This is a genomic window from Proteus sp. G2673 (genome assembly GCF_009915125.1).
Taxonomy (GTDB): Bacteria; Pseudomonadota; Gammaproteobacteria; order Enterobacterales; family Enterobacteriaceae; genus Proteus; species Proteus penneri.
Genome location: NZ_JAABLT010000004.1, coordinates 321,034 through 345,709, shown reverse-complemented (window position 1 = coordinate 345,709; position 24,676 = coordinate 321,034). Strand labels below are relative to the sequence as shown.

Annotated in this window: 22 protein-coding genes; 15 read left to right on the top strand and 7 right to left on the bottom strand. The window is 37.7% G+C overall.

Annotation, left to right across the window (positions count from 1 at the left end):
- Positions 1–59 precede the first annotated feature (59 nt).
- The 9 genes from GWI59_RS02360 (at position 60) to umoD (ending at position 7,855) form a co-directional block, all read left to right on the top strand.
- Complete coding sequence (locus GWI59_RS02360; protein ID WP_006537239.1) at positions 60–845, top strand: metal-dependent hydrolase; 786 nt, start codon at positions 60–62, stop codon at positions 843–845.
- A 41-nt stretch (positions 846–886) separates the two neighbouring features.
- Complete coding sequence (gene hinT, locus GWI59_RS02355) at positions 887–1,237, top strand: purine nucleoside phosphoramidase (RefSeq protein WP_036913377.1); 351 nt, start codon at positions 887–889, stop codon at positions 1,235–1,237.
- Between the two features lie 39 nt (positions 1,238–1,276).
- Complete coding sequence (locus tag GWI59_RS02350) at positions 1,277–1,678, top strand: YcfL family protein (protein ID WP_072062709.1); 402 nt, start codon at positions 1,277–1,279, stop codon at positions 1,676–1,678.
- A gap of 17 nt (positions 1,679–1,695) precedes the next feature.
- Positions 1,696–2,277, top strand: a complete 582-nt coding sequence (locus tag GWI59_RS02345) for a penicillin-binding protein activator LpoB (protein WP_006537236.1) — start codon at positions 1,696–1,698, stop codon at positions 2,275–2,277.
- Positions 2,255–3,154, top strand: a complete 900-nt coding sequence (locus GWI59_RS02340) for a phosphotransferase (protein ID WP_006537235.1) — start codon at positions 2,255–2,257, stop codon at positions 3,152–3,154. The genes GWI59_RS02345 and GWI59_RS02340 overlap by 23 nt, the downstream gene beginning before the upstream one ends.
- 38 nt (positions 3,155–3,192) lie before the next feature.
- Positions 3,193–4,212, top strand: coding sequence for a beta-N-acetylhexosaminidase (gene nagZ, locus GWI59_RS02335; protein WP_006537234.1), 1,020 nt, complete (start codon positions 3,193–3,195; stop codon positions 4,210–4,212).
- The gene (gene ycfP / locus GWI59_RS02330; RefSeq protein ID WP_006537233.1) at positions 4,209–4,748 is read left to right on the top strand and encodes an alpha/beta hydrolase YcfP; all 540 of its coding nucleotides are present in this window, start codon (positions 4,209–4,211) and stop codon (positions 4,746–4,748) included. Before nagZ ends, ycfP begins: the two co-directional genes overlap by 4 nt.
- A gap of 450 nt (positions 4,749–5,198) precedes the next feature.
- Complete coding sequence (locus GWI59_RS02325; RefSeq protein ID WP_161723892.1) at positions 5,199–6,506, top strand: NAD(P)/FAD-dependent oxidoreductase; 1,308 nt, start codon at positions 5,199–5,201, stop codon at positions 6,504–6,506.
- Positions 6,507–7,354: 848 nt separating this feature from the next.
- Positions 7,355–7,855, top strand: coding sequence for a flagellar biogenesis regulator UmoD (gene umoD / locus GWI59_RS02320; RefSeq protein WP_006537231.1), 501 nt, complete (start codon positions 7,355–7,357; stop codon positions 7,853–7,855).
- A 69-nt stretch (positions 7,856–7,924) separates the two neighbouring features.
- Here the strand turns inward: umoD and mfd are convergent, their stop codons facing one another.
- Positions 7,925–11,374: a transcription-repair coupling factor gene (mfd, locus tag GWI59_RS02315; protein WP_109847701.1), complete on the bottom strand. Its 3,450-nt coding sequence runs from the start codon at positions 11,372–11,374 to the stop codon at positions 7,925–7,927.
- 193 nt (positions 11,375–11,567) lie between these two features.
- Here mfd and lolC point away from each other — a divergent pair, with 193 nt between their 5' ends.
- From lolC to GWI59_RS02285, 6 genes are all read left to right on the top strand, one after another.
- Complete coding sequence (gene lolC / locus GWI59_RS02310) at positions 11,568–12,770, top strand: lipoprotein-releasing ABC transporter permease subunit LolC (protein WP_161671335.1); 1,203 nt, start codon at positions 11,568–11,570, stop codon at positions 12,768–12,770.
- Positions 12,771–12,810: 40 nt separating this feature from the next.
- The gene (gene lolD / locus GWI59_RS02305; protein ID WP_202608118.1) at positions 12,811–13,521 is read left to right on the top strand and encodes a lipoprotein-releasing ABC transporter ATP-binding protein LolD; all 711 of its coding nucleotides are present in this window, start codon (positions 12,811–12,813) and stop codon (positions 13,519–13,521) included.
- Positions 13,521–14,768: a lipoprotein-releasing ABC transporter permease subunit LolE gene (gene lolE, locus GWI59_RS02300; RefSeq protein ID WP_006537224.1), complete on the top strand. Its 1,248-nt coding sequence runs from the start codon at positions 13,521–13,523 to the stop codon at positions 14,766–14,768. Before lolD ends, lolE begins: the two co-directional genes overlap by 1 nt.
- Positions 14,769–14,856: 88 nt before the next feature.
- Entirely contained in the window at positions 14,857–15,714 is an 858-nt protein-coding gene (gene cobB / locus GWI59_RS02295) for a Sir2 family NAD+-dependent deacetylase (protein ID WP_109400925.1), read from the top strand.
- Positions 15,715–15,766: 52 nt separating this feature from the next.
- Entirely contained in the window at positions 15,767–17,011 is a 1,245-nt protein-coding gene (gene pepT / locus GWI59_RS02290) for a peptidase T (protein WP_072062702.1), read from the top strand.
- A gap of 485 nt (positions 17,012–17,496) precedes the next feature.
- Positions 17,497–17,775: a hypothetical protein gene (locus tag GWI59_RS02285; RefSeq protein ID WP_109400926.1), complete on the top strand. Its 279-nt coding sequence runs from the start codon at positions 17,497–17,499 to the stop codon at positions 17,773–17,775.
- A 97-nt stretch (positions 17,776–17,872) separates the two neighbouring features.
- Here GWI59_RS02285 and GWI59_RS02280 read toward each other — a convergent pair whose 3' ends face one another.
- The 6 genes from GWI59_RS02280 to mnmA all read right to left on the bottom strand — a co-directional run bounded on the left by GWI59_RS02280 (position 17,873) and on the right by mnmA (position 24,648).
- Positions 17,873–18,994, bottom strand: a complete 1,122-nt coding sequence (locus GWI59_RS02280; protein WP_006537217.1) for a ribosomal protein uL16 3-hydroxylase — start codon at positions 18,992–18,994, stop codon at positions 17,873–17,875.
- A gap of 166 nt (positions 18,995–19,160) precedes the next feature.
- On the bottom strand, positions 19,161–20,621 hold the full coding sequence (gene phoQ, locus GWI59_RS02275) for a two-component system sensor histidine kinase PhoQ (RefSeq protein WP_006537216.1): 1,461 nt from the start codon (positions 20,619–20,621) through the stop codon (positions 19,161–19,163).
- Position 20,622: 1 nt separating this feature from the next.
- Complete coding sequence (gene phoP, locus GWI59_RS02270; RefSeq protein WP_006537215.1) at positions 20,623–21,297, bottom strand: two-component system response regulator PhoP; 675 nt, start codon at positions 21,295–21,297, stop codon at positions 20,623–20,625.
- Positions 21,298–21,510: 213 nt separating this feature from the next.
- A complete protein-coding gene (gene purB, locus GWI59_RS02265) occupies positions 21,511–22,881 on the bottom strand; it encodes an adenylosuccinate lyase (protein WP_161723890.1) in 1,371 nt (456 codons plus the stop codon).
- Positions 22,882–22,912: 31 nt separating this feature from the next.
- A complete protein-coding gene (gene hflD, locus GWI59_RS02260) occupies positions 22,913–23,542 on the bottom strand; it encodes a high frequency lysogenization protein HflD (RefSeq protein WP_072062697.1) in 630 nt (209 codons plus the stop codon).
- Positions 23,543–23,544: 2 nt separating this feature from the next.
- Positions 23,545–24,648 carry a tRNA 2-thiouridine(34) synthase MnmA gene (mnmA, locus tag GWI59_RS02255; RefSeq protein WP_109847697.1) on the bottom strand — a complete coding sequence of 368 codons (1,104 nt, stop codon included), beginning with the start codon at positions 24,646–24,648 and terminating at the stop codon, positions 23,545–23,547.
- Positions 24,649–24,676 lie beyond the last annotated feature (28 nt).

The following is a 24,676-nucleotide window of genomic DNA, read 5'->3' as shown; positions in this document are numbered from 1 at the left end:
TATAATTTAGCTGTAATAAAAAACACCTATAAGTCGTACCAGATAAATGAGAGTAAGTTATGTTTTTAGTTGATTCACACTGCCATCTCGACTGCTTAGATTATGAAAAATTACATGAAAATATTGATGATGTTGTCGAAAAAGCACAGCAGCGTGATGTTCAATATATGTTAGCAGTGGCAACCACATTACCGGGTTTTAATAGAATGCGTGAGCTAATCGGTAAACGTGACAACATCGCCTTTTCTTGTGGGATCCACCCTTTAAATTTAGATGAAGGTTATGATGTTGAAGAATTAGCACGTTTAGCTACCGCACCTGATGTTGTGGCTTTAGGTGAAACAGGGCTAGATTACTATTACCAACAAGAAAATGCGGCTCTGCAACGTGAAATTTTCCGTGAGCATATTCGAATTGGACGCCAAGTTAATAAACCCGTTATTGTGCATACACGCAGTGCTCGCGAAGATACCTTATCTATTTTAAAAGAAGAGAAAGTTCAAGATTGTGGCGGTGTTCTGCATTGCTTTACTGAAGATAAAGAGACAGCAACAACATTACTTGATCTTGGAATGTATATCTCTTTTTCTGGTATCGTGACATTTAGAAATGCGGAACAAATTAGAGAGGCTGCTCGTATTGTTCCTCTTGATCGAATTTTAATTGAAACAGACTCCCCTTATCTAGCGCCAGTACCTCATCGCGGAAAAGAAAACCAACCCGCTTATGTTCGTGATGTTGCAGAGTATATGGCTGTCTTAAAAGGGGTAAGTGTTGAAGAGTTAGCGCAACAAACAACGCGTAATTTTGCTAAGCTCTTTCATATTCAAAACTTGCCTGCTTAATAGATTAATCAGGAATTAAAATAAACAATAAGGTGATGGAAATGGCAGAAGAAACAATTTTCAGTAAAATTATTCGTGGTGAAATTCCAGCCAATATCGTTTTTCAAGATGATACAGTGACTGCATTTCGTGATATTTCACCTCAAGCACCCACTCATATTTTGATTATTCCTAATAAACTTATTCCTACTGTAAATGATGTTACTGCAGAAGATGAGCAAGTATTAGGACACCTTTTTGTTGTTGCGGCAAAAATAGCTCAACAAGAAGGTATTGCTGAAGACGGCTATCGCCTAGTGATGAACTGCAATAAACATGGTGGACAAGAAGTTTTCCATATTCATATGCATTTGCTTGGTGGAAAACCATTAGGGCCATTATTAAGTCAATGATCGGTATGATGCTAAAAGCGAGATAACAGGAAGTAATACATGATAAGACAAAGTAAGGCTATTTACTCATTACTTATCGCTATGTGTATGACGACATTGCTCTCTGGGTGTTTATCATCTCATTCAGATAATAAACTCTATTTTAATCGTCAGCAGGCTATTATTATGGAGCCATCGGTCTTAGCTGTGGGAATTGTGGCGGGACAACCCGCCCTTGAACACCATACTAACGGCACAAGAGCGACAGTTATGCTGTCAAATACACAATCTTACCCTGTTTCAATTCGCTATCGCTTTTATTGGTATAACGAGCAAGGGCTTGAAGTATCTCCTGCTGGACATGTAAATGATGTGACTATTCTTGGTGATGGTGATACCGAAATTAGCGGTGATATACCAGATAAAACCATTAGTTATGTCAGAGTTTATCTCTTTATTTAGGATAAGGTAACACGAGCATGAAAAGAGTTCTATTTGTGGCGATGTCTGTGTTTTTATTAGCAGGTTGTCCGTCTATGTTGCCACAACAACCGCCTGTACCTGTAGAGCCTGTGACACCTACAGAGCCAGTAGAGCCACCTAAACCGATAGAGCCACCAATTGAAGTTGTGCCGACACCACCTAAAATCACAAGTATTAATTGGAATGCAGCCGTCACTCCTTTAATTAGAGAAATGGCAGTTACTGGTGACTTAGAAGTGGGTAAGCTTATCGTTGTTGATAATGTTAAAAATAATTCAGGTGGGAACATCCAAGCAGTAAATGCAACCAATACAATTATTGAATCAGTTAATAGTATTAGTGCATTGCAAACTGTGCCTTATACGCAAATGATGTCTGCACGGAAGGCGCTTGGTTTATCTGGTGAAGATAGCCTAGGTCTTCGTAGTGCCGCTATTGGCTTAGCCCGCTATTTGAAAGCTGATTATATTTTATTCTCAACTGTTGATGGTAAAAAAGATAATCGTGTGATCAGTATGCAGTTAATGTCGGTTTCTTCTGGTGAAATTCTTTGGAATGGGCGCCATAAGGTTGAATGATCCGCATTACTCCAGTTTGCTTAATGCCTTGCAAGCACTTTTCCCTGCAACGGCATTAAGTAAATGGAAAATCATTGCATTAGAAGGATCTGGCGGTGGCGCTTTTCGTGTGCAATGTGCAGATATTGACTGGGTTGCCCGCTATTATGGTGATGAAAAAAAAGCGCTTTATGTACATGGAAGAAAAGAATACGCCATTTTAAAACAGCTATCAGGCTCTAATTTATCGCCAAAAGTTGCTACACGCTATAAAGAGTGGTTTTTTCTTTATTGGTTACAGGGTGAACATCTTACTCATCAATCACTTTTTAGTACTTATTTAAAGCCATTGGCTGAAAAAATAGCCATACTTCATCAATACACACCGTTAGGCTTCCCTCTTAACTTAAATCATGAATTATTAATTTATTGGCAGTGTATTGATAGAAAACGTTTATCTGCTAAATGGTTACGTTTACAACAACATTTTTTACGCCAACCGCGATGCAATCTCATAAAATACGCGCCTGCTCACATGGATTTACATGTTGAGAATATTCTTCTTAGTGATTCCGGTATAAAATTTATTGATTGGGAATATGCAGCCGATATTGATACAGCAGATTCGTTGATGACGTTTTTTGCGACAAATCAACTCAATGAAGTGCAACAAAATATGTTTTTGGATTATTACTGTTCGTATCATTGTCATTATACTCAATCCAAAGAAACAGACATTTATTCTGTGAAGGAGCTGAGAACGCGTATTTTTTCAAGAGAACCATTCATTTTTTATATGATGCTAATGTGGTATGAAGTCCGTTGGCAACAAACAAAAGATGAGTCATTTTTAATAATGTCTGAACCTTTACGTCGTTATTTTAGTCTGATGAATTAAAGACATTATCTTGTCACAATTACAAAGAGAGGAATGTTATGGGTCCAGTAATGCTTGATGTTGAAGGGTATGAACTCGATAGTGAAGAGCGTGAAATTTTAAAGCATCCTCTTGTCGGTGGATTAATCCTTTTTACCCGCAACTTCCACGATGCTGAACAATTAAATGAATTAGTCCGTCAAATTCGTGATGCATCTCATGAACGTCTAGTGATTGCAGTAGACCAAGAAGGGGGACGAGTACAACGTTTCCGTGATGGTTTTACTCGCATACCCGCGGCACAATCCTACGCAGCATTAAATGAAAGTTATCAAGCGAGTCATTTAGCACAAGAAGCAGGATGGTTAATGGCATCAGAAATGATTGCCATGGATATTGATATCAGTTTTGCTCCTGTGCTCGACTTAGGTCATAACTGTATTGCCATTGGTGAGCGTTCTTTCCATGATTCGCCTGAAATCGCCATGACAATGGCAGAGAGCTTTATTAAAGGTATGCGTTCTGCAGGTATGAAATCAACAGGTAAACATTTCCCAGGTCATGGTGCAGTCAGGGCTGATTCTCATAAAGAAACACCTCGTGATGACCGCTCTTTAAATGATATTCGCCAACGTGATATGTCTATTTTCAAAGACTTTATTCAACGCCAGCTATTAGATGCCATTATGCCGGCTCATGTTATTTATTCTCAGGTTGATGAGCGTCCTGCAAGCGGTTCATCATATTGGTTGAAATCGATTTTACGTGAACAACTAGGCTTCCAAGGCGTTATCTTTTCTGATGATTTATCGATGGAAGGTGCTGCCATTATGGGAAGTTATGCAGAAAGAGCACAACGTTCACTAGATGCTGGTTGTGATATGCTTTTAGTGTGTAATAACCGAAAAGGGGCAGTGAGTGTGTTAGATAACCTGTCCTCTGTCAAAGCAGAACGCATTGCCACATTGTACCATCACCGAGGTCGTTACACATTGAGTGAGCTACAAACCTCTGATCGTTGGAAAAAAGCGAATCAGTTGCTGACCCAATTACAGGAGCAATGGCAGGAGCGAGCATGATTATATATTTACATGGTTTTGATTCCACAAGTCCTGGAAATCATGAGAAAGTTTTACAGCTACAGTTTATTGATCCTGATGTCCGTTTTTTAAGCTACAGTACGTTGCATCCTCGTCATGACATGCAACACTTACTGAAAGAAACGGATAAAGTGATTAAATCCACAAAAGAGCCCGTATTAATTTGTGGCGTAGGATTAGGTGGATATTGGGCAGAGCGTATTGGTTTCTTATGTAATATTCGTCAGGTAATGATTAATCCTAATCTTTTTCCTTACGAAAACATGACTGACAAAATCGACAGACCTGAAGAATATTTAGATATTGCAACGAAATGTATTAAAGATTTTCGTTCTAAAAACAAAGATAGCGCTTTAGTGATTTTATCTCGTAATGATGAGATTTTAGATAACCAGCGTTCTGCTGATGAATTATCGCCTTATTACTCTGTCATTTGGGATGAAGTGCAAACGCATAAATTTAAGAGCCTTTCTGAGCATCTATTTAAAATTAAAGCGTTTTATAGTAAAAAGTAAGACTAAAGTAATGTGTTTAAAATGGATGGTGTTTGTTCCATCCATTTTTCTATCTAACATAGCTAAAATGTGCATACTCTTCTGCTATCTATCTCTTTTCAACATTTGTTTTGATCCTTTATTTTTATCATCTCAATATCGCGATTGATTTTAATGATCCTCTCTATGCTTATTTTCTAGTTGATTGTATTAATTGATTAAAAAATATCCTTATGTTTTTAATGGTGATTGATTTATCACTGAATAGCAAAAAATGACTCTTTTCTTCAAAAAAGAGATATGAATATTCAAATATTTTTGATATAAATCAACTTTGGTATGACCATCTTCCCAGCTAACTTATTTAAGAACAAAAATAACAGCCGAAACGATTTAACTGTCGTTATTTAAGTAGATTTCACTAAGGTTATTTAAATAACAACAGTAAATATCTTTATGGAGTGACGTTAAATGTCATTAAAAAAAATTGTTATTGTCGGTGGTGGCGCTGGTGGGTTAGAGCTGGCGACTAAATTAGGCAATAAATTAGGCCGCAGCAAAAAAGCAGAAATCACCTTAGTTGATCGTAATAATAGCCATTTATGGAAACCGTTATTACATGAAGTAGCGACAGGCTCTTTAGACGATGGAGTTGATGCACTAAGTTATTTAGCTCATGGTTATAATCATCACTTCAATTTCCAATTAGGCTCATTAATAGGGCTTGATCGTGAGCAAAAAAATATCACACTGTCTGCTATTTATAATGAAGAGCAAGAGCTACTCGTACCTGAACGCATATTAGACTACGATATTTTAGTGATGGCGTTAGGCAGTAAATCGAATGATTTTGGTACTCCAGGCATTAAAGAAAACTGCATTTTCTTAGATAGCCCACAGCAAGCCCATCGTTTCCATAACGAAATGTTGAATTTGTTTTTAAAATACTCAGCAGATGCCAATGCACAAGAAGAAAATCGTAAGGTAAATATTGCGATCGTGGGTGGTGGTGCAACGGGGGTTGAGCTTTCAGCTGAATTGCATAACGCAGTACGCCAATTAAATAGTTATGGATTAAAAAAATTAGCACCTTCAGCATTAAATATCACTTTGGTTGAAGCTGGAGAACGCATTTTACCTGCATTACCGGTACGTATTTCGAGTGCGGCACATCAAGAGTTAACAAAATTAGGTGTGCGAGTGATGACTAAAACTATGGTCACAAGTGCAGATGAAGGCGGATTAAACACCAAAGAAGGCGAGCATATCGATGCCGACTTAATGGTGTGGGCTGCAGGTATTAAAGCACCTGATTTTATGAAAGAGATTGCGGGTCTAGAGACTAACCGTATTAATCAGCTGGTTGTTAAACCGACCTTACAAACAACCTTAGATGAGTCTATCTTTGCTATTGGCGACTGTTCTTCTTGCCCAAGAAAAGATGGCGGTTTTGTTCCACCAAGAGCACAATCTGCACATCAAATGGCAAGTCGTTGTTATGGCAATATATTAGCAATGTTAAAAGACAAACCGCTCAAAGATTATGTGTTTACCGATCACGGCTCATTAGTTTCACTCTCAAAATTTAGTACTGTGGGGAGTTTGATGGGGAATTTAATGAAGGGTGATATGATGATAGAAGGGCGTATCGCGCGGATTGTTTATATCTCTTTATATCGAATGCATCAAATAGCTTTGCATGGTTATATCAAAACAGGGCTTATGATGTTAGTCGGATCAATCAACCGAGTGATTAGACCTAAACTAAAACTCCATTAATTTATCTTTTGCTTTACAGAGAAGACAAAAGTCACCTTTTAAAACCCTTATATTGTATGAGGGTTTTTTATCTATCTTTTCTTTTAAATTAAATAATTAAATGAGAATATCTAAATAAGATAAATAATCTCAGCATAAAGCACTAGAAGATTTATCTGTCGATACCAAAAATAACCAATAACTCTAAAACAAAATATAACAATGATAAATATAATTTTATTATCAAGATCAAACCGTAATATCAAAGATAACGTTAACTTTATTTATCATGTTAAATTATTTAAGACTTTTCTTAAATAAAAAATGATGTTTAATTCATTAATTCATCAAATAAAATGTTATGGTATTTCATAGGATTGTATTAGAAAGATAATAAGTGAAGATTATAAAGGTTAAGCTTAACTTGTTATTTTTATTCGTATTTAATTAGATGAAATGGTTTTACAAATCTTAAAATCAAACTTTATAATATAAGTTAAATATAGAAGACTCCCTATTTTTTGGCAACATTTGTTAATCTGGTGTTATCATAATGATGTATTATAAATAGCATAATGATTTCTATTTTTTCAGCTTAATAAATTAAGATCTATCTTAATATAATGTGTAAGTCTTGAGAATATAGTCAGTATTTAATTAAGTAATTAAAACAGAAATAAGTGGTGTATTTAACATGTCATAAATACGTAGTTTACTTATTATGTTAATCAGCATGGATGTTGAATTAAGCTATCAGATTAGAAAATTCATTTATTGAATACTAAATATATTAGCCAGTTAGAGTGAAACAGTGGCTTTTATTCTATATCTGTGGCAATTAAGGATAAAACAAATAAAAAGGGGTAAAAGTGGGTGTTAATGTCAGAAAGTACACACTAATAGGACTAATCATTGCATTAGCTATTCTTTCATTTATTGCATGGAGGTGGGTCTTTCCTCAACCTCAATATGCTCATGTCGTTTCGGCTACACCTATTAAATCAACCGTTTTTGTGACAGAAGAGTATTGTCATCGAATTGGCTTACCAACACCTTTTACACCAGAAAATTTGTCACGATTTCATCCCGCAGAGCAAGAGTGTCGAGTGTTCTATATGATTGAAGCACTCAATAACAGCAATATTGCTAATTTCCCTTATCCTCAATTTAAAGAGTGCATCCCGATTTATCGTCAAGAGCGTAGAATTGTTGGTTATGATGTGCTCTATACTATTGATGGAACACCCGGCAAAGTACGTACCACGTTTAAACCCGGTGAAGTTATTGCATTAGATTCTGATGGTAGGCTGATTTTAGAACAAGAACCTTATTGTTCTATGAATGAAAAAGTACCTTGTCGTAAAGAGTAAACCTAACAATATAAAAGAGAGGCGTAATGAAATTATTTCAATTACGCCTTTTTGTCGATTCGATAACCGCTAAAGTGAGGTTATTTTGTGTTCATTAAATGCACTTAACATATCATCAATAAAAGTGAGTCGTTTTTCACGCTCAGTTAAATCTGTAATAAACTTCAGTTTTGATGGGCCATCTAAACGGAAAATAGCAGGTTGCTCTTGAAGTAAGCTGATTAAATATCCCGGATCAACCTTGTTCTTTTCACCAAACTCAACAAATCCACCTTTATCATGGGCTTCAATTCGAGTAATCCCCAAGTTCACTGCACTTAAGCGAATAGCTGCATTACGTAGTAGATAACGCCCTGCATCAGGTAGTTTACCAAATCTATCGATTAACTCTGCTCTTAGATCATTAAGCTCTGTTAAGTTGATCGCACTGGCAATTCGTTTATAGAATGAAAGTCTGACATTTACATCAGGGATGTAATCATCAGGCAATAAAACAGGCATTCTTAATTCAATTTCAGTTTGTTGATTGGTGAGATCTTCAAGTGATGGTTCTCTCCCCTCTTTAAGCGCTTCTACTGCACTTTCTAGCAATTCCATATAAAGCGAGAAACCGACGGTATTCATTTGACCGCTCTGTTCTTCACCTAATAATTCACCGGCGCCTCGAATTTCTAGATCATGAGTTGCTAATGCAAAACCTGCACCTAGATCTTCCAGTGAAGCAATCGCTTCTAAACGCTTATGAGCATCCTTTGTCATCGCTTTAGGATGTGGTGTCAACAAATAAGCATAAGCTTGATGATGAGAACGGCCTACACGACCACGTAACTGATGTAATTGCGCTAAACCAAAGTGATCTGCACGTTCAATAATAATGGTGTTTGCGCTGGGTATATCGATACCTGTTTCAATAATTGTGGTGCAAAGTAACACATTAAAACGTTGATGGTGGAAATCATTCATCACACGCTCAAGTTCTCGTTCACGCATTTGTCCGTGACCAATACCAATACGCGCTTCAGGAACGAGCGCAGCCAATCTCTCTCGGGCTTTTTCGATATTCTCAACATCGTTATACAAGTAATAAACTTGTCCGCCACGCAATGTTTCACGCAAGATAGCTTCACGTACCACTAAGTCATCATATTCCCGTACAAAGGTTTTTACGGATAAGCGACGTGCTGGTGGTGTTGCAATGATAGAAAGATCACGCATACCACTCATTGCCATATTTAACGTACGAGGAATAGGTGTTGCTGTTAGCGTTAAAATATCGACATTTGCGCGCATGGCTTTTATTCGTTCTTTGTGACGAACACCAAAACGGTGTTCTTCATCGACAATTAATAGCCCTAAATCTTTCCATTGAATATTAGGCTGAAGGAGTTTATGTGTACCAATGACAATATCAATCGTTCCTTCAGCCAGTTTTTCTGTGATTTGCTGTTGCTCTTTTGCACTACGAAAGCGTGAGATCATCTCAATGTTAACGGGCCAATTAGCAAAACGATCACGGAAATTATCAAAATGTTGCTGAGCCAATAAGGTGGTCGGCACTAAAATGGCGACTTGTTTATTGTTGTTAACTGCAAGAAATGCAGCACGCATTGCCACTTCTGTTTTACCAAATCCGACATCGCCACAGACGAGTCTATCCATTGAAATAGCTTGGCACATATCGCTAAGGACAGCATTGATCGCCATTTCTTGATCAGGTGTTGTTTCAAAAGGAAAGCTTTGGCGGAATGTTTGGTACTGCTCTTTATCCATTTTAAAGGCAAAGCCTGTTTTTACTTCACGCTGAGCATAAACATCTAATAACTCTGCTGCGACATCACGCACTTTTTCAGCGGCTTTTTGGCGCGCTCTTACCCATGCATCGCCACCCAATTTGTGTAGTGGCGCATTTTCATCTGCGCCACCAGAATAACGACTGATTAAATGCAAGGATGAAACAGGGACATAAAGCTTGTCATTACCTGCGTAACTTAACATCAAGTATTCAGCTTTAACGCCACCGGCTTCTAGTGTTGTCATGCCTTGATAGCGACCAACACCATGCTGAAGATGAACAACCGGTTGACCTATGCTTAATTCAGCAAGGTTGCGAATTAAGGTATCAGTATTAATTGTTCGGCGATTGTCTTGACGACGACGATTAATTCGCTCGCCTAACATATCGCTTTCACAGATCATAGCTAATTGACGATGACTATCAATAAAACCGTGCTCAGCTGCACCAATAATAAAATAGGCTCCTTTTTCTTGGGCATCTGATAACTCAATGATCTGTTTAGGGGCAATTTTTATCCGTGATAACAGTTCTTGTACGGTTTCGCGTCGTCCTTCACTTTCAACAGAGAAAATAATACTGCCAGAAAATTGTTCTTGGAATCGACGTAGATTGTCTAAAGGGGATTTGCTTTGCGCGTTGATCGATAAATCAGGAAGTGGTTGATAACCTAAATTAGTTTGTCCTGCTTTTTCTGGCAATGTTTCTGTTTTAAGTTGAATTCGTGGCCACTGTTTAAGTTCTTTATTAAATTTATCAACACTGAGCCAAATATCATCAGGCGGTAACAGCGGTCGCATAGGATCAACGCGACGGCTTTCAAAACGCTGGTTGATGTCTTGCCAAAACTTTTCTGCAAAATCTTGTAGATCTTGCGTCACTATCAATGTGTTTTTAGGGAAATAAGCAAATAAGTTAGATAAAGGCTGTTCAAAAAACAGCGATTGCCAATATTCAATTCCCGTTGGCAATATGTGTTTACTGACTTGCTGATAAATATGTTCAGGATCACGTCTTACATCAAATCGTTCACGCCATTGGCTACGGAAAAGTTCTATCGCATTTGCATCTGTTGGGAATTCATGGGCAGGCAGTAAATTAATTTGATCAACTTCTGCTAATGTCCGCTGTGTATCGACATCAAAAGTGCGCAGGCTATCTATTTCGTCATCGAAAAAATCAATACGATAAGGAAATTCACTTCCCATAGGAAATAAGTCTAATAATGCACCGCGTGTTGCATATTCACCGTGTTCTAATACTTGCTCTACATGGCGATATCCTGCTTCATCTAATGTTTTACGTAAATTATCACGAGAAAGTATCTCTCCTTTTTGCATTATCAACGCATGACTTGCGAGATAATCTGTAGGGCAGACTTTCTGCATTAACGTATTGACGGGTAAGATTAAAATTCCCTTGAGAAGTGATGGAATACGGTATAGCGTAGAAAGGCGGTTTGAGATAATTTCTTGGTGAGGTGAAAAACTGTCGTATGGCAGCGTTTCCCAATCCGATAATGTCTCTACTGGAAAATCACAAAACTGACGGATTTCATCTTGTAAACGCAATGCATTTTGCATATCACGAGTAACAAGAACGACTAATCCAGAGTGACGTTTGATGATCTCTGCACATTCTAGAGCGCAAGCGGCACCAGTCAGTTGACCTAGCTGACGAGTATCCCCTTGTTTTATAGGAAGTTGATAACGATATTCTGAGGACATAAGCGTGTAATGTGAACTCTTTGTTGTAGTTAACTCCCAACACATCTTTAGCTTAATGGCTAAAGCTTAAACTGGCGGGCAGGTTAAGATAAAAGAAAAACCACAGTTTGGGAATAGAGTGGTTCCATTCAGTAAGACTACCCTTTATTATCCCTGAACACTTCGCATTAGCAACAGGAACAGCACAGATTTCATGTACAATTCTGTCTCATTTTATATAGGGCTCCGTTATATGCGGGGTCGTGCGGTCGATAAATTCGGTCGCTTCGTCTCATGGCTATCCGCTTTAGGGATTATGTTAGGTGTAGCTGCACTGATCACAGTAACTTCTGTCATGAATGGTTTCGAACGTTCATTGCAAGAAAGTATTCTTGCTTATATTCCACAAGCAATCGTGACATCACCTAACGGACAATTACCCCGAGATTCAAATATAGCTGAAAGATTACTGACGCGTGAAGGTATCATAAACGTTACCCCTTTAGTAGAAGGCGATGTCGTTTTACAGAGTAAAGACAATATCAGCGTTGGTGTCATGCTAGGTATAGAAAAAGAGCAAGATGAGCCTTTAACGAAATATATTCGTTATGGCGATTTTTCTATGCTGAAAGCAGGTGACTATGGCGTGATCTTAGGAAGTGGCCTTGCTAAACAGTTAAAAGTAAAAGAGGGGGATAACATTCGCCTTATTGTGCCAAGTGTAAGCCAATTAACACCAATGGGAAGATTACCTAGCCAACGTTTATTTACCGTTAAAGGTATTTTCCAAAGTGGTGGCGATGCAGATGTCTCACAAATCTTAGTTAATCAGCAAGATGCAGCACGTTTAATGCGTTATCAGCCGGGTAATATTACAGGATGGCGTCTTTTCTTTACTGATCCTCTCAATATTGAAAAATACAGTGCACAATCTTTAGATAAAAATCTTAGTTGGAGAGATTGGCGCGAACGTAAAGGTGAATTTTTCCAGGCTGTTAAAATGGAAAAAAACATGATGGGATTATTATTAAGCTTAATTATAGCTGTGGCGGCTTTTAATATCATTACCTCACTTTCTTTGTTGGTGATGGAAAAACAAGGTGAAGTTGCTATTTTGCAAACTATGGGTTTAAAACGCTCTCAGATTATGTCCATCTTTATGCTACAAGGTGCTGGTGCAGGTATTTTAGGTGCTGTTGCTGGTGGTCTGTTGGGGGCATTACTCTCAAGTCAATTAAACGTCATCATGCCAGCGGTAGGACTTATTCCTCAAGGTGTGGAATTGCCTGCAACACTTGATTGGGGACGCGTCTTTATGATCGGTTTCTCCGCTATTGTCATTTCACTTTTATCCACTTTATACCCGTCTTGGCGGGCCGCGGCTATTCAGCCAGCAGAGGCGCTACGTTATGAGTAATTCTTCTTTGAATAAACAATCAATGGCATCAGAAAAACAAATGCAAATTAACAAAGAGGGTTTATTGGATTGCCACGCCCTATGTAAACAATACCAAGATGGTTCGATTTCTACTCAAGTGCTGAAATCCGTCTCTTTTAAAATGGATAAGGGGGATTTTCTTGCCATAGTAGGCAGTTCCGGCTCAGGAAAAAGTACTTTATTACATTTACTGGGGGGATTGGATTCTCCAACATCAGGCGAAGTCTTTTTTAAAGGGCAATCACTTAATAAGTTATCTTCGTCTGAAAAGGCTGATTTACGTAATAGCCAATTGGGATTTATCTATCAATTTCACCATCTATTACCTGATTTTACAGCACTTGAAAATGTGGCTATGCCGCTGATGATTGGTGGGGCTAGTGTTGTAAAGGCGAAAGAAAAAGCGATGTCTTTACTTGAAGCGGTGGGGTTAAAAGATCGCGCTCATCATCGTCCTTCAGAGCTTTCTGGTGGTGAGAGACAACGTGTTGCGATTGCGAGAGCATTAGTGAACGATCCTTCATTAGTCCTTGCTGATGAGCCAACAGGTAATCTTGATCAGAAAAATGCTGAAGGGATTTTCGAATTGTTGATTAAGTTAAACAAAGAAAAACAAACTGCTTTTCTAGTGGTGACGCATGATTTGTCATTGGCTGCTCGTTTTCAGCGCCAACTTGAAATGAAAGATGGTCAACTACAGTCACAAAACGCAATTTCAGGAGTGAAATAATGGCACAATTGCCACTTGCATTAGTGACCGCTTTACGTTTTTCAAGAGGGCGAAAACGTGCGGGAATGGTTTCTTTAATTTCAGTTATTTCAACACTGGGCATTATGCTTGGTGTTGCTGTCTTGATTATTGGTCTAAGTGCCATGAATGGGTTTGAACGTGAATTAAAAAATCGCATTTTATCAGTGGTGCCTCACGGACAAATTTATTCAGTAGAACAGCCATTTGTACAATGGCAATCAGCATTACCTCGTATTGAAAATACCCAAGGTGTTGTCGCTGCTGCGCCATATATCTTATTAACAGGATTGTTAGAGAAAGGAACTGAACTAAAAGCAGTGCAAGTTATGGGTGTATCACCTGAAAAACAGAGTGATATCAGCTTATTACCTCGCTATGTACAAAATAATGCATGGCAAGATTTTCGGGCGGGTAAGCAACAAATTATTATTGGGCAAGGTGTTGCAGACGCATTGAAAATTAAACAAGGTGATTGGCTCACCGTATTAATTCCTAATAATGATGATCCAACTAAGCTTTTACAGCCTAAGCGTATTCGCTTACAAGTAAGTGGTATTTTTAAACTTAGTGGTATGCTTGATCATCAATTAGCGTTAATTCCTTTAGCCGATGCTCAACAATATATGGATTATGGACAAGGAATAACTGGGATTGAAGTGAAAACGGTAGATCCTTTTTTCGCGAATGAAATTATTCATGATGCCGGTTTAAACAGCAAAGAATATGTTTATGCCAAAAGTTGGATAAGCGATTATGGCTATATGTATAGTGATATTCAAATGATCCGTAGCATTATGTATTTATCGATGATCCTAGTGATTGGTGTCGCTTGTTTTAATATTGTCTCAACGCTGATTATGGCAGTAAGAGATAAAAGTAGTGATATTGCTATCTTACGAACATTAGGCGCACGAGATAGTCATATTCGTAATATCTTTTTATGGTACGGCTTATTATCAGGCATGATTGGCTGTGTTGCTGGTGTGATATTGGGTGTATTGATTGCTTATAATTTAACACCATTAGTGTCTGTTATTGAATCATTAACGGGACATAGTGTGTTGTCTGGTGATGTTTATTTCGTCGATTTTTTACCTTCAGAAGTTCATTTAATTGACGTTTTCTCTGTATTTATTACCACTGTAATTTTAAGCCTAGTTGCAAGTTGGTATCCTGCACGTCGAGCGACTAAACTAGATCCTGCTAGAATTTTAAGTGGACAATAAGGTTATTATTGACAGACAAAGAAGAAAAAACGCTTAAACTAGTAAAGATAAGAAACGCGCTATTTAAATTTGAAAACCAAGGATTGTCATGATGAAACTTAAACTTCGTCATCGTCGGCTTAGGAAGTTTCGTAAGATCAAAAGTTTACGCAGACAACATTCACGTTGTCGTTATTTTCATCTAACCCATAAAACGGAACATGAAATGAATTTACCCAAAGTTGTCGTATTAACAGGGGCTGGCATTTCGGCTGAATCAGGAATTAAAACATTCCGATCAGAAGATGGATTGTGGGAAGAACATCGTGTTGAAGATGTTGCTACACCTGAAGGTTATCAACGCAACCCACAATTGGTTCAGCAGTTTTATAATGAACGCCGTCGTCAATTGCAACATCCCTCTATTCAACCGAATGAAGCGCATTATGCATTAGCGAAACTTGAGCAACGCTTAGGTAAAGATAACTTCCTTCTTGTAACGCAAAATATTGATAATTTACATGAAAAAGCAGGTAGTAAACATATTTTGCATATGCATGGTGAATTGCTAAAAGTACGTTGCCCACAATCTCGCCAAGTTTTTGAATGGAAAGGGGACTTAGAAACAACCGATCGCTGTCATTGTTGCCAATTCCCATCGCCACTACGACCACATATTGTCTGGTTTGGTGAAATGCCCATTGGTATGGAAGAGATTTATCGCGCCTTGGCTGAGGCTGATATTTTTATCTCTATCGGTACATCTGGAAATGTCTACCCTGCTGCGGGTTTTGTCCATGAAGCTCGATTAACAGGTGCTCATACCGTTGAGTTAAATCTTGAACCCAGTTTGGTTGAAAGCCAGTTTGAAGAGAAACATTATGGTCAAGCAAGTCAGATAGTTGATGAATATGTTCATAAATTGTTTGAATTAATTAATGATCCTAAAGCTGATTTGACGCAATAATTATTTTATAGAGTTCCCTATTATTGTTCTTAGAGAGATCTTAGGGGGCAAAATGGATAAATTATTAGAACGTTTTTTTGAATATATTAATTTTGATACACAATCAAAACCATCTTCAAAAATGTCACCAAGCAGTGATGGACAATTAAAACTTGCCAAGGCATTGACTCACGAATTAAAAAAACTGGGTTTTTCCGATGTAACGCTCAGTGACAAGGGATGTGTGATGGCAAGTTTACCATCCAATGTCTCTTGGCCAGTGCCTGTGATTGGTTTTATTTCGCATCTTGATACAGCGCCGGATTTTTCTGGTAAGCATGTCAAACCACAAGTGCTTGAAGATTATCGTGGCGGTGATATTGCATTGGGTATTGGTGATGAAGTGTTATCACCAGTTATGTTTCCAATCTTACACTCCATGATTGGTAAAACATTAATTACCACAGACGGTAAAACCTTATTAGGTGCTGATGATAAAGCAGGCATTGCTGAAATTATTACCGCCATGGTACGTTTAAAAGAAACCAATCGACCTCATGGTGATATTCGTATTGCGTTCACACCTGACGAAGAAATTGGTCGTGGTGCGCATTATGTCGATTTAAATGCATTCGGTGCAAGTTGGGCTTATACCGTTGATGGTGGTGGTGTTGGCGAATTGGAATATGAAAACTTCAACGCAGCATCAGTGAATATCAAAATTGTTGGTAACAATGTTCACCCTGGTAGTGCAAAAGGGGTGATGGTAAACGCATTAGGATTAGCAACGCGCATTCATCAAGAGTTACCTATTGAAGAAACACCAGAAAATACCGATGGTTATGAAGGTTTCTACCATCTGCAAAGTATTAAAGGCACGGTAGAAAGGGCGGAAATGCATTATATTATCCGTGATTTTAATCGTAACTTATTTGAAAAACGCAAACAGAATATGATTGCGATTGCAGAAAAAGTAGGTAAAGGCTTACATCCAGATTGTTATATTGAACTGACTATTGATGATAGTTATTACAATATGCATGATAAAGTTGTTCAATTCCCGCACATTATTGAAATAGCAAAACAAGCAATGATTGATTGTGATATTGAGCCTAATATCAAGCCTATTCGTGGTGGTACAGATGGTGCTCAGCTTTCTTATCGTGGATTACCTTGCCCTAATATTTTTACTGGTGGTTATAATTTCCATGGTAAGCACGAATTTATCTCTTTAGAAGGTATGGAAGCGGCGGTGAGTGTAATTATGCGTATCGCTGAAATTACGGCTGAAAGAGAGAAAGCTAACGTGATTAGCTAATCACTAATTGAACCTTGAAAATAAAAATAATAGCCGATATTTCGGCTATTATTTTTTTAACCAGTTTAATTCTACTAAGTAATTAATGATTTCACTTTTTCTTGCTTTATTTAACATAAACTGATATCCGTTTGTGCTGGTGGAGTTTTCATATTTGCTATTTTATTATTTCTGCAAATATTATAGTTGGTAAAATAAAAGTAATGATTAACACAATAAATTTTTTATAGACGATTTTATTGTTGAAAAAAGAAGTAAAATCTAATTTTCTCCTAGGTAAAATAGGAGAAACAGCAAGGTATTGATAGGGTATTAATAGGGATGTTTACTTAATTAAAAATAGAATAATTTTATAATAATGGGCTTACATATTATTTACTATTAAACTTTTAATATAGGCACAATAGTCATCACTCTTTGCTAAATTGGGTTCAATAAATTTATCTTATAATTACAGAAAACTGAATGCAATATAAGGATATTGAATGGAAAACATGACAGGAAGATCATTAAAACCTGTAATAGAAGAGCAACTAAGCTTTCATAAAGAGAAAATAATTAAAAAATCTGAGCAGCAATCATTTTTTATTATTTTAAGCTATTTTTTGATAACTTATTTTATCTCCTTTTCTCTGTATGCAACAAATAGCAAACATACATTATTGCTTTTTTTCTTACAAAGTACTTTTTTTGTTGTTATTCCTTTTTTCTTTCATAATACGAGAGTACTTTTAAAAGAATCAATAAATTATTTAATTCGTTAGATTTTTAAATATAATATATTTATTAAATAGCTAATGATAAAAAGCCCTGCAATAATATGACAGGGCTTTATAACTTATAGTTGAAAATTAGTGATAATTAATCTTCAAAATACCAATAACCTTGGTTAACTAAGTGTGTTAATAAACGCACAAATTTCGGATCAGCTAACGCATCACCTAAGTGTTGTTTATCAATATAATCATATTGGCAAAGCGCATCCACAGCTTCTATATGATCAGTATCCATCAATTCACCATTTACGAAACAATTATCGCCAACACGTAGTGCACGAAGACCATTTAAACGATGAAGTTGCTCGCCTTGTTGCAGCAGATCATGAATTTCCGCATTTTCATATAAAGGTTCTGGAACCGCGAGATCAAGCTCATGACGAGATTGAGAAATAAATTCACCAAACCAATGCCGGAATACTTCTGGTTGAGCAAGTAAATCCTCCATCATGGCATGAAGTTTATTTAACTCTTGGTGTTGCACTAATGCTGGGTTTTCACGCTGTGTTAGATCAGGATCGCTATAACGATAGCTACCTAAATCATTTGCTAATACATAGTCAGCGAACCCACTGAAAAGTTCACGAGCATTAGGCGATCTGAAACCAACAGAGTAGTTTAGTGACTCTTCAATCGCATAGCCTTCATGCGGGAATCCAGGTGGGATATAAAGAATATCTCCCGGCTCTAATTCTTCATCAATAATTGCTTCAAAAGGATCTACTTGAAGTAGATCCGGGTGAGGGCAATGTTGTTTCATTGGGAATTTTTCACCCACCCGCCAACGGCGACGGCCTTGTCCCTGAATGATAAAGACATCATATTGATCAAGATGTGGGCCAACACCACCCCCAGGAACAGAATAAGAGATCATTAAATCATCAATGCGCCAATCGGGTAACACACGAAATGGTTTCATTAATGCCGCACTAGGAAAATGCCAGTGATCGACGGCTTGTACAAGTAAAGACCAATCTTTATCACCAAGTCCTTCAAAGTGCTCAAAAGGCCCGTGTTTGACTCCCCACTGTCCGTCTTGACAACTAACAAGACGGCTATCTACTTCATCTTCCATTGCAAGACCAGCAAGTTCATCAGGAGATAAAGGATCAACAAAACGAGAGAAGCCGTTTTTAATTAATAAAGGGCGTTTTTGCCAATGGCTTTCGAGGAATGATTGCCAATCTAAATTAAGTTTATAGTCCATTGTGTATATCCTGAGTTCGGGAAGCCTAGAGCCATAGTATAATGAATTCTAACTTCCTGCTAAACATTCCTTTGAGCAATGTGAGTAACACGATAATAAGTGAACAGATATCATACATAACGTCGTAGACTTAACGGTAATTTAAAAGTACCTTAATCAACAATGATTATTCACGCTCAGCCGTAAGTTGCTGCTCAGCAAAGATTACAGTAATACGAGCACCACCTAAAGGACTATCGGTAATAGTAATTTCACCACTGTATTGTTCAATAATATCTACTGCAATAGATAATCCTAAACCTTGCCCTGGACGAAGCGTGTCTGCTCTTGTTCCTCGCTGGAAAATAGCTTCTCTTTTTTCCGGGCTGACGCCTGGCCCGTCATCATCAATAATAATAATGACACTACTTTCATTATTGCTAACATTGATTTCAACAAATTCTAAGCAGTATTTACAAGCGTTATCCAGGATATTGCCCATCACTTCCATAAAATCATTTTTCTCACCTAACCACATGATTTCAGGTGAAATATTGAGTGTTAAATCAACGCCTTTTGACTGATAAACTTTACTTAATGCACTACAAAGATTATCTAATAACCCTGACAGTGAATGGAGTTTTCGTGTGGTAATATCGTGATCACCATGAATAGATGCTCGATGCAGATAATAACCGACTTGTTGTGAAATTCGTTCTATCTGATCGAGCATGATAGGTTCAGCTTGCTCTATCGTCATTTGCTTACCTGATCGTAAAGAGCGTAATGTTGATTGTAATACGGCAAGTGGCGTTTTTAAGCTATGAGTCAGATCTGATAAGCTTGTGCGATATTTACTATAACGGTTTCGTTCATTACGCAATAATACATTTAAGTTTCGGACTAAGCCTTTTAACTCGGTTGGTGGGTTTTCATCCAAATCATTGCGTGTCCCTTTTTCTAATGCACTGATTTGTTCTATCACTTGTTTTATAGGCCGTAAACTCCAGTGTGCAGCTAACCAAATTAAAGGCACAACTAAGAACAAATTAGCGAGAATGATATATAAGAACCAGTCCCAAACCTGACTGACTTTTTGCATTCGCTGAGGAATAGGATCGATAACTGCAATCGCCATATAAGGCATATTATCAGCCGCAGGATAATGATTAATTACCACTGAGTGAGTTAAAAATTCGTTACTTGAATATTCTTCGAGTCGCTTGAGATAAACACGGTATTGAGGTAACTGTTGTAGCATTAAACGCGTTGTTTTGACATCAACCGAAATTTCAAATAACCCTTCTTCATGGCGCCATTTATGCTTAATGCTATCTGGAATGGCTTTAGGTAAATCGGGAGTTGTCCATAATACACTGCCTTTATCATCAAAAATGATCACCAAAGAGGTGTTATTATTAAGGCTTGTAGGAAACTCAATATTCAGCTTGCCCTTATCCCACTGCGCTAAGCTGTAGTAAAGATTGCTTTGACTACGCATTAGCATAAAAGTGGTTTTATCCACACTGACAATCGAACCGACAATGGCAACTAATCCATAAGAAAGCACAAGAGCTAAAATTATGGCACTAGTTGCAAGTAAAAAACGAGTTCGTAATGAGAGTGGGGAGCGCTGTTTTTTTTGCATATTAAGGTTTCATATCAAAACGGTAGCCTTGTCCACGTACTGTCACGACAACATCATCAGGATATTTTTCTAAGATTTTTTTACGTAATCGCCCCATTAGTACATCAATAGTATGACTTTCTTTTAATTCAGCATCTGGATACAACTGGCGCATTAATGCATCTTTGCTAACAACTTTGTTTTGATTGCGCATCAAAGTTTCTAAAATTGTATATTCAAATGCAGTTAACTTAATTTGTTCACCCGAAATCATGAACTCTTTACGTGACAAATCCAATTCAAAAGGTTCGATAGCGAGGGTTTGTGATGCAATTCCCATGTTTCTTCGCATTAATGCCTGAATACGTGCAATAATTTCCTCAAAATGAAAGGGCTTTGTCACATAGTCATCAGCGCCTGCATTTAACGCTGACACTTTTTCTTGCCAACTTTCTCGTGCTGTTAAGACCATTATTGGTAGAGTAATATTATTTTCTCGCCATCTACGAATAAGGCTAATGCCATCTTCATCTGGTAATCCTAAGTCCACAATAGCTACATCAGGTGTACCTTCTGCAATAAAACTATCTGCTTCTTTGGCATCTTCAGCTGCATCAACCTGATGGCCAGCATCACGAAATTGCACAGATAAGTGATGGCGAAGTAAGATATTATCTTCAATAATTAAGATCCGCATTATTCCACCTTGAGTACAATCAGCAAAAATTTACTGTCATAAAATAAATATATGAATGATAGTTAATCTATCAGATAAAAATATGGGCTCATCATAGACAATCTATCGCTTAAAAAACACTGTATCTAGCAAAGTGTTTAAGTTATAGATAGTTTTCTTTGTGTTTTGGCTATAAAAAAAGGCAGAAATTATCTGCCTTTTTAGAGAGGTAAATTAGTTTAATTTATCAACGAGTTGAGTTGCAAAACCAATATAACTTTCAGGTTTCATTGCTTTTAAACGTGTTTTTTCATTTTCTGGTAATTCTAAACCATCGATGAAAACGACCATGTCTTGTTCTGTGATGCGTTTACCACGAGTAAGCTCTTTTAATTTTTCGTAAGGTTTTTCAATGCCATAACGACGCATTACAGTTTGAATTGGCTCGGCTAATACTTCCCAATTGCAGTCTAATTCTTCACGAAGGTGGTTTTCATTCACTTCAAGTTTATTAAGACCTTTCATGGTTGATTGGTAAGCAATTAATGCATAACCCATACCCACACCTAAATTACGCAGTACAGTTGAATCAGTTAAATCACGTTGCCAGCGAGAAACAGGTAATTTGCTAGCAAGATGTCCCATTACTGCATTTGCTAACCCTAAGTTTCCTTCAGAGTTTTCAAAATCAATTGGGTTTACTTTATGAGGCATGGTGGATGAACCAATTTCACCTGCAATGGTTTTTTGTTTAAAGTGGTTCAGTGCAATGTAACCCCAAATATCACGGTCGAAATCAATCAAGATAGTATTGAAGCGACTAATACAATCAAAAAGCTCCGCAATATAATCATGTGGTTCAATTTGAGTTGTGTATGGGTTCCATGTAATACCAAGTGAAGTGACAAATTCTTCACTAAATTGATGCCAGTTTACATCAGGGTATGCAGCTAAGTGAGCATTGTAGTTACCTACTGCACCATTGATTTTACCTAAGATCTCAACTTGTGTAAGTTGGCGATATTGGCGCTCCATGCGGTAAGCAACGTTAGCAAACTCTTTGCCAATTGTAGAGGGTGTCGCAGGTTGACCATGAGTGCGAGAAAGTAATGGTAAATCACGGTATTCTTGAGCCATTTTGCTAATGGTATCAATAAGTTCACGCCATGCAGGTAATAAGATCTCTTGGCGTGCCGTTTCCAGCATAATGGCATGAGACAGGTTATTAATATCTTCAGAAGTACAAGCAAAGTGAATAAATTCAGAAATCTGATGTAAAGCAGGGATGTTCGCCACTTTTTCTTTTAAGAAATATTCTACGGCTTTTACATCATGATTAGTGGTGCGTTCGATCGTTTTAATGCGAGCTGCATCTTCTTCATTGAAGTTAGCAACAATTGCATCAAGGTAATCGTTTGCGTTTTTTTCAAAGGCGGGAACTTCTTTAATGTCGGCGCAAGATGCCAGCTTTTGTAGCCAGCGAACTTCTACCTGTACACGGAATTTCAGAAGACCGAATTCACTAAAAATAGAACGTAACGACGAGGTTTTACTACCGTAACGACCGTCAATCGGTGAAATCGCTGTCAGCGAAGATAATTCCATTGTTGGCAACTCCCAGGTTGAATTTAAAGTATTAACATTGAGCGAGAAAATCATCAGCTTGTCGCAGGATAGTCTTTTGATGAAGTAAAAAATCAAAACGACGGCCACCTACTTGACGCCAGAGCACAGCACTACGAATGCCAGTTAATAACAACGCTCTAACTTTAGCTTGAATAATAGGGTTCTTTAACAGATCAATTGCGCCATGAACCTGAATGCGTGGGCCAACAGGGCTAACGGCATCAACATAAACGCCGGCAAGTGCATTAAATACACCTTCAGACATGGGTTCAAAGTAACTTTTTTGGCGATCTAATTGAGAAATTTTTTGCGATAAACGAGAACTGTAATCATCATTTCTATTGATAAGACGTTCTAGATTGATTAAGCCCTGTTGGTAAGTCATCAATTCAAGCGTTAATTTTTCTCTTCTTACCGCCTGATGAATAGCTTTCAGTGTTTGAAAGCCTAATTTTAAATGACTGATTTGATTGCCATAAACATCAAGTGTTGAGGTTGGATTGAGATTAAAAATACTGTTAACCATCACTTCAACATCATTCTCGTTCGCACTACCTTGGTAAGCAATTTGCTGAACAAGACGACTTGCTTGGCAGATGCCTGCCAATGCAAGTGTAATATCACGAAAATCTTTAGCCACGTCTACTCCTGAATACGGGTTTCAATGATACCGCCACCTAAACAGACTTCGTCTTGATAAAAGACGGCTGATTGTCCTGGCGTTACAGCAGCAACAGGATAATCAAAGCGGACTTCAATTTTATCTTCACTTAATGGCGTTACTGTACACGCAATATCAGGTTGGCGGTATCGTGTTTTAACAGTACAGCGGAAAGCTTCAGTAATTGGCTCTCTCGATACCCAATGCAATTGTTGAGCAATTAAGCCGACAGACATTAATCTTGGATGTTCATGACCTTGTGCCACAATAAGAATGTTGTTTTCAACATCTTTATCAACGACATACCAAGGGGAGTCTCCACCGTCTTTTGTTCCACCGATACCTAAACCTTTACGTTGACCTAATGTGTGATACATCAATCCTTGGTGTTCACCAATAGTTTCACCATCAACTGTGATGATAGGGCCAGGTTTAGCAGGGAGGTAACGTGATAAGAAATCGGTAAATTTACGCTCACCAATAAAACAAATACCTGTTGAGTCTTTTTTCTTTGCTGTTGCTAAATCAAGTTTTTCAGCGATTTTTCTAACTTCAGGCTTTTCCATTTCACCAACAGGAAAAAGGCTTTGTGCGATTTGCTCGTGACTTAACGTGTATAAGAAATAGCTCTGGTCTTTGTTATTATCGACGCCACGAAGTAATTGGCTTTTGCCATTGATATCACGACGGCGAACATAGTGACCTGTTGCGATGTAATCAGCACCTAAGTCTTCTGCCGCATATTCTAAAAATGCTTTAAATTTTATTTCTTTATTGCACAGAATATCGGGGTTTGGGGTGCGGCCTGCTTTATATTCAGATAAAAAATGTTCAAAAACATTATCCCAATATTCAGCGGCAAAATTGATAGTATAAAGCTCAATGCCAAGTTTATCGCACACGGCTTGCGCATCGGCAAGATCCGTTGAAGCTGAGCAATATTCTGTATCGTCGTCTTCTTCCCAGTTCTTCATAAACAGACCAACGACCTGATATCCCTGTTCCTTAAGAAGATAGGCTGAGACGGATGAATCTACGCCACCGGACATTCCTACGATGACTTTTTTTTGGCTGTTATCTGACATGACTGGATCTCACTGCGGAAAAATAAGC

Coding starts and splice junctions, on each gene's coding strand:
- GWI59_RS02360 (WP_006537239.1), top strand. CDS start 60: ATGTTTTTAGTTGATTCACACTGCCATCTCGACTGCTTAGATTATGAA.
- hinT (WP_036913377.1), top strand. CDS start 887: ATGGCAGAAGAAACAATTTTCAGTAAAATTATTCGTGGTGAAATTCCA.
- GWI59_RS02350 (WP_072062709.1), top strand. CDS start 1,277: ATGATAAGACAAAGTAAGGCTATTTACTCATTACTTATCGCTATGTGT.
- GWI59_RS02345 (WP_006537236.1), top strand. CDS start 1,696: ATGAAAAGAGTTCTATTTGTGGCGATGTCTGTGTTTTTATTAGCAGGT.
- GWI59_RS02340 (WP_006537235.1), top strand. CDS start 2,255: ATGGGCGCCATAAGGTTGAATGATCCGCATTACTCCAGTTTGCTTAAT.
- nagZ (WP_006537234.1), top strand. CDS start 3,193: ATGGGTCCAGTAATGCTTGATGTTGAAGGGTATGAACTCGATAGTGAA.
- ycfP (WP_006537233.1), top strand. CDS start 4,209: ATGATTATATATTTACATGGTTTTGATTCCACAAGTCCTGGAAATCAT.
- GWI59_RS02325 (WP_161723892.1), top strand. CDS start 5,199: ATGTCATTAAAAAAAATTGTTATTGTCGGTGGTGGCGCTGGTGGGTTA.
- mfd (WP_109847701.1), bottom strand. CDS start 11,374: ATGTCCTCAGAATATCGTTATCAACTTCCTATAAAACAAGGGGATACT.
- lolC (WP_161671335.1), top strand. CDS start 11,568: ATGTACAATTCTGTCTCATTTTATATAGGGCTCCGTTATATGCGGGGT.
- lolD (WP_202608118.1), top strand. CDS start 12,811: ATGCAAATTAACAAAGAGGGTTTATTGGATTGCCACGCCCTATGTAAA.
- lolE (WP_006537224.1), top strand. CDS start 13,521: ATGGCACAATTGCCACTTGCATTAGTGACCGCTTTACGTTTTTCAAGA.
- cobB (WP_109400925.1), top strand. CDS start 14,857: ATGATGAAACTTAAACTTCGTCATCGTCGGCTTAGGAAGTTTCGTAAG.
- pepT (WP_072062702.1), top strand. CDS start 15,767: ATGGATAAATTATTAGAACGTTTTTTTGAATATATTAATTTTGATACA.
- GWI59_RS02285 (WP_109400926.1), top strand. CDS start 17,497: ATGGAAAACATGACAGGAAGATCATTAAAACCTGTAATAGAAGAGCAA.
- GWI59_RS02280 (WP_006537217.1), bottom strand. CDS start 18,994: ATGGACTATAAACTTAATTTAGATTGGCAATCATTCCTCGAAAGCCAT.
- phoQ (WP_006537216.1), bottom strand. CDS start 20,621: ATGCAAAAAAAACAGCGCTCCCCACTCTCATTACGAACTCGTTTTTTA.
- phoP (WP_006537215.1), bottom strand. CDS start 21,297: ATGCGGATCTTAATTATTGAAGATAATATCTTACTTCGCCATCACTTA.
- purB (WP_161723890.1), bottom strand. CDS start 22,881: ATGGAATTATCTTCGCTGACAGCGATTTCACCGATTGACGGTCGTTAC.
- mnmA (WP_109847697.1), bottom strand. CDS start 24,648: ATGTCAGATAACAGCCAAAAAAAAGTCATCGTAGGAATGTCCGGTGGC.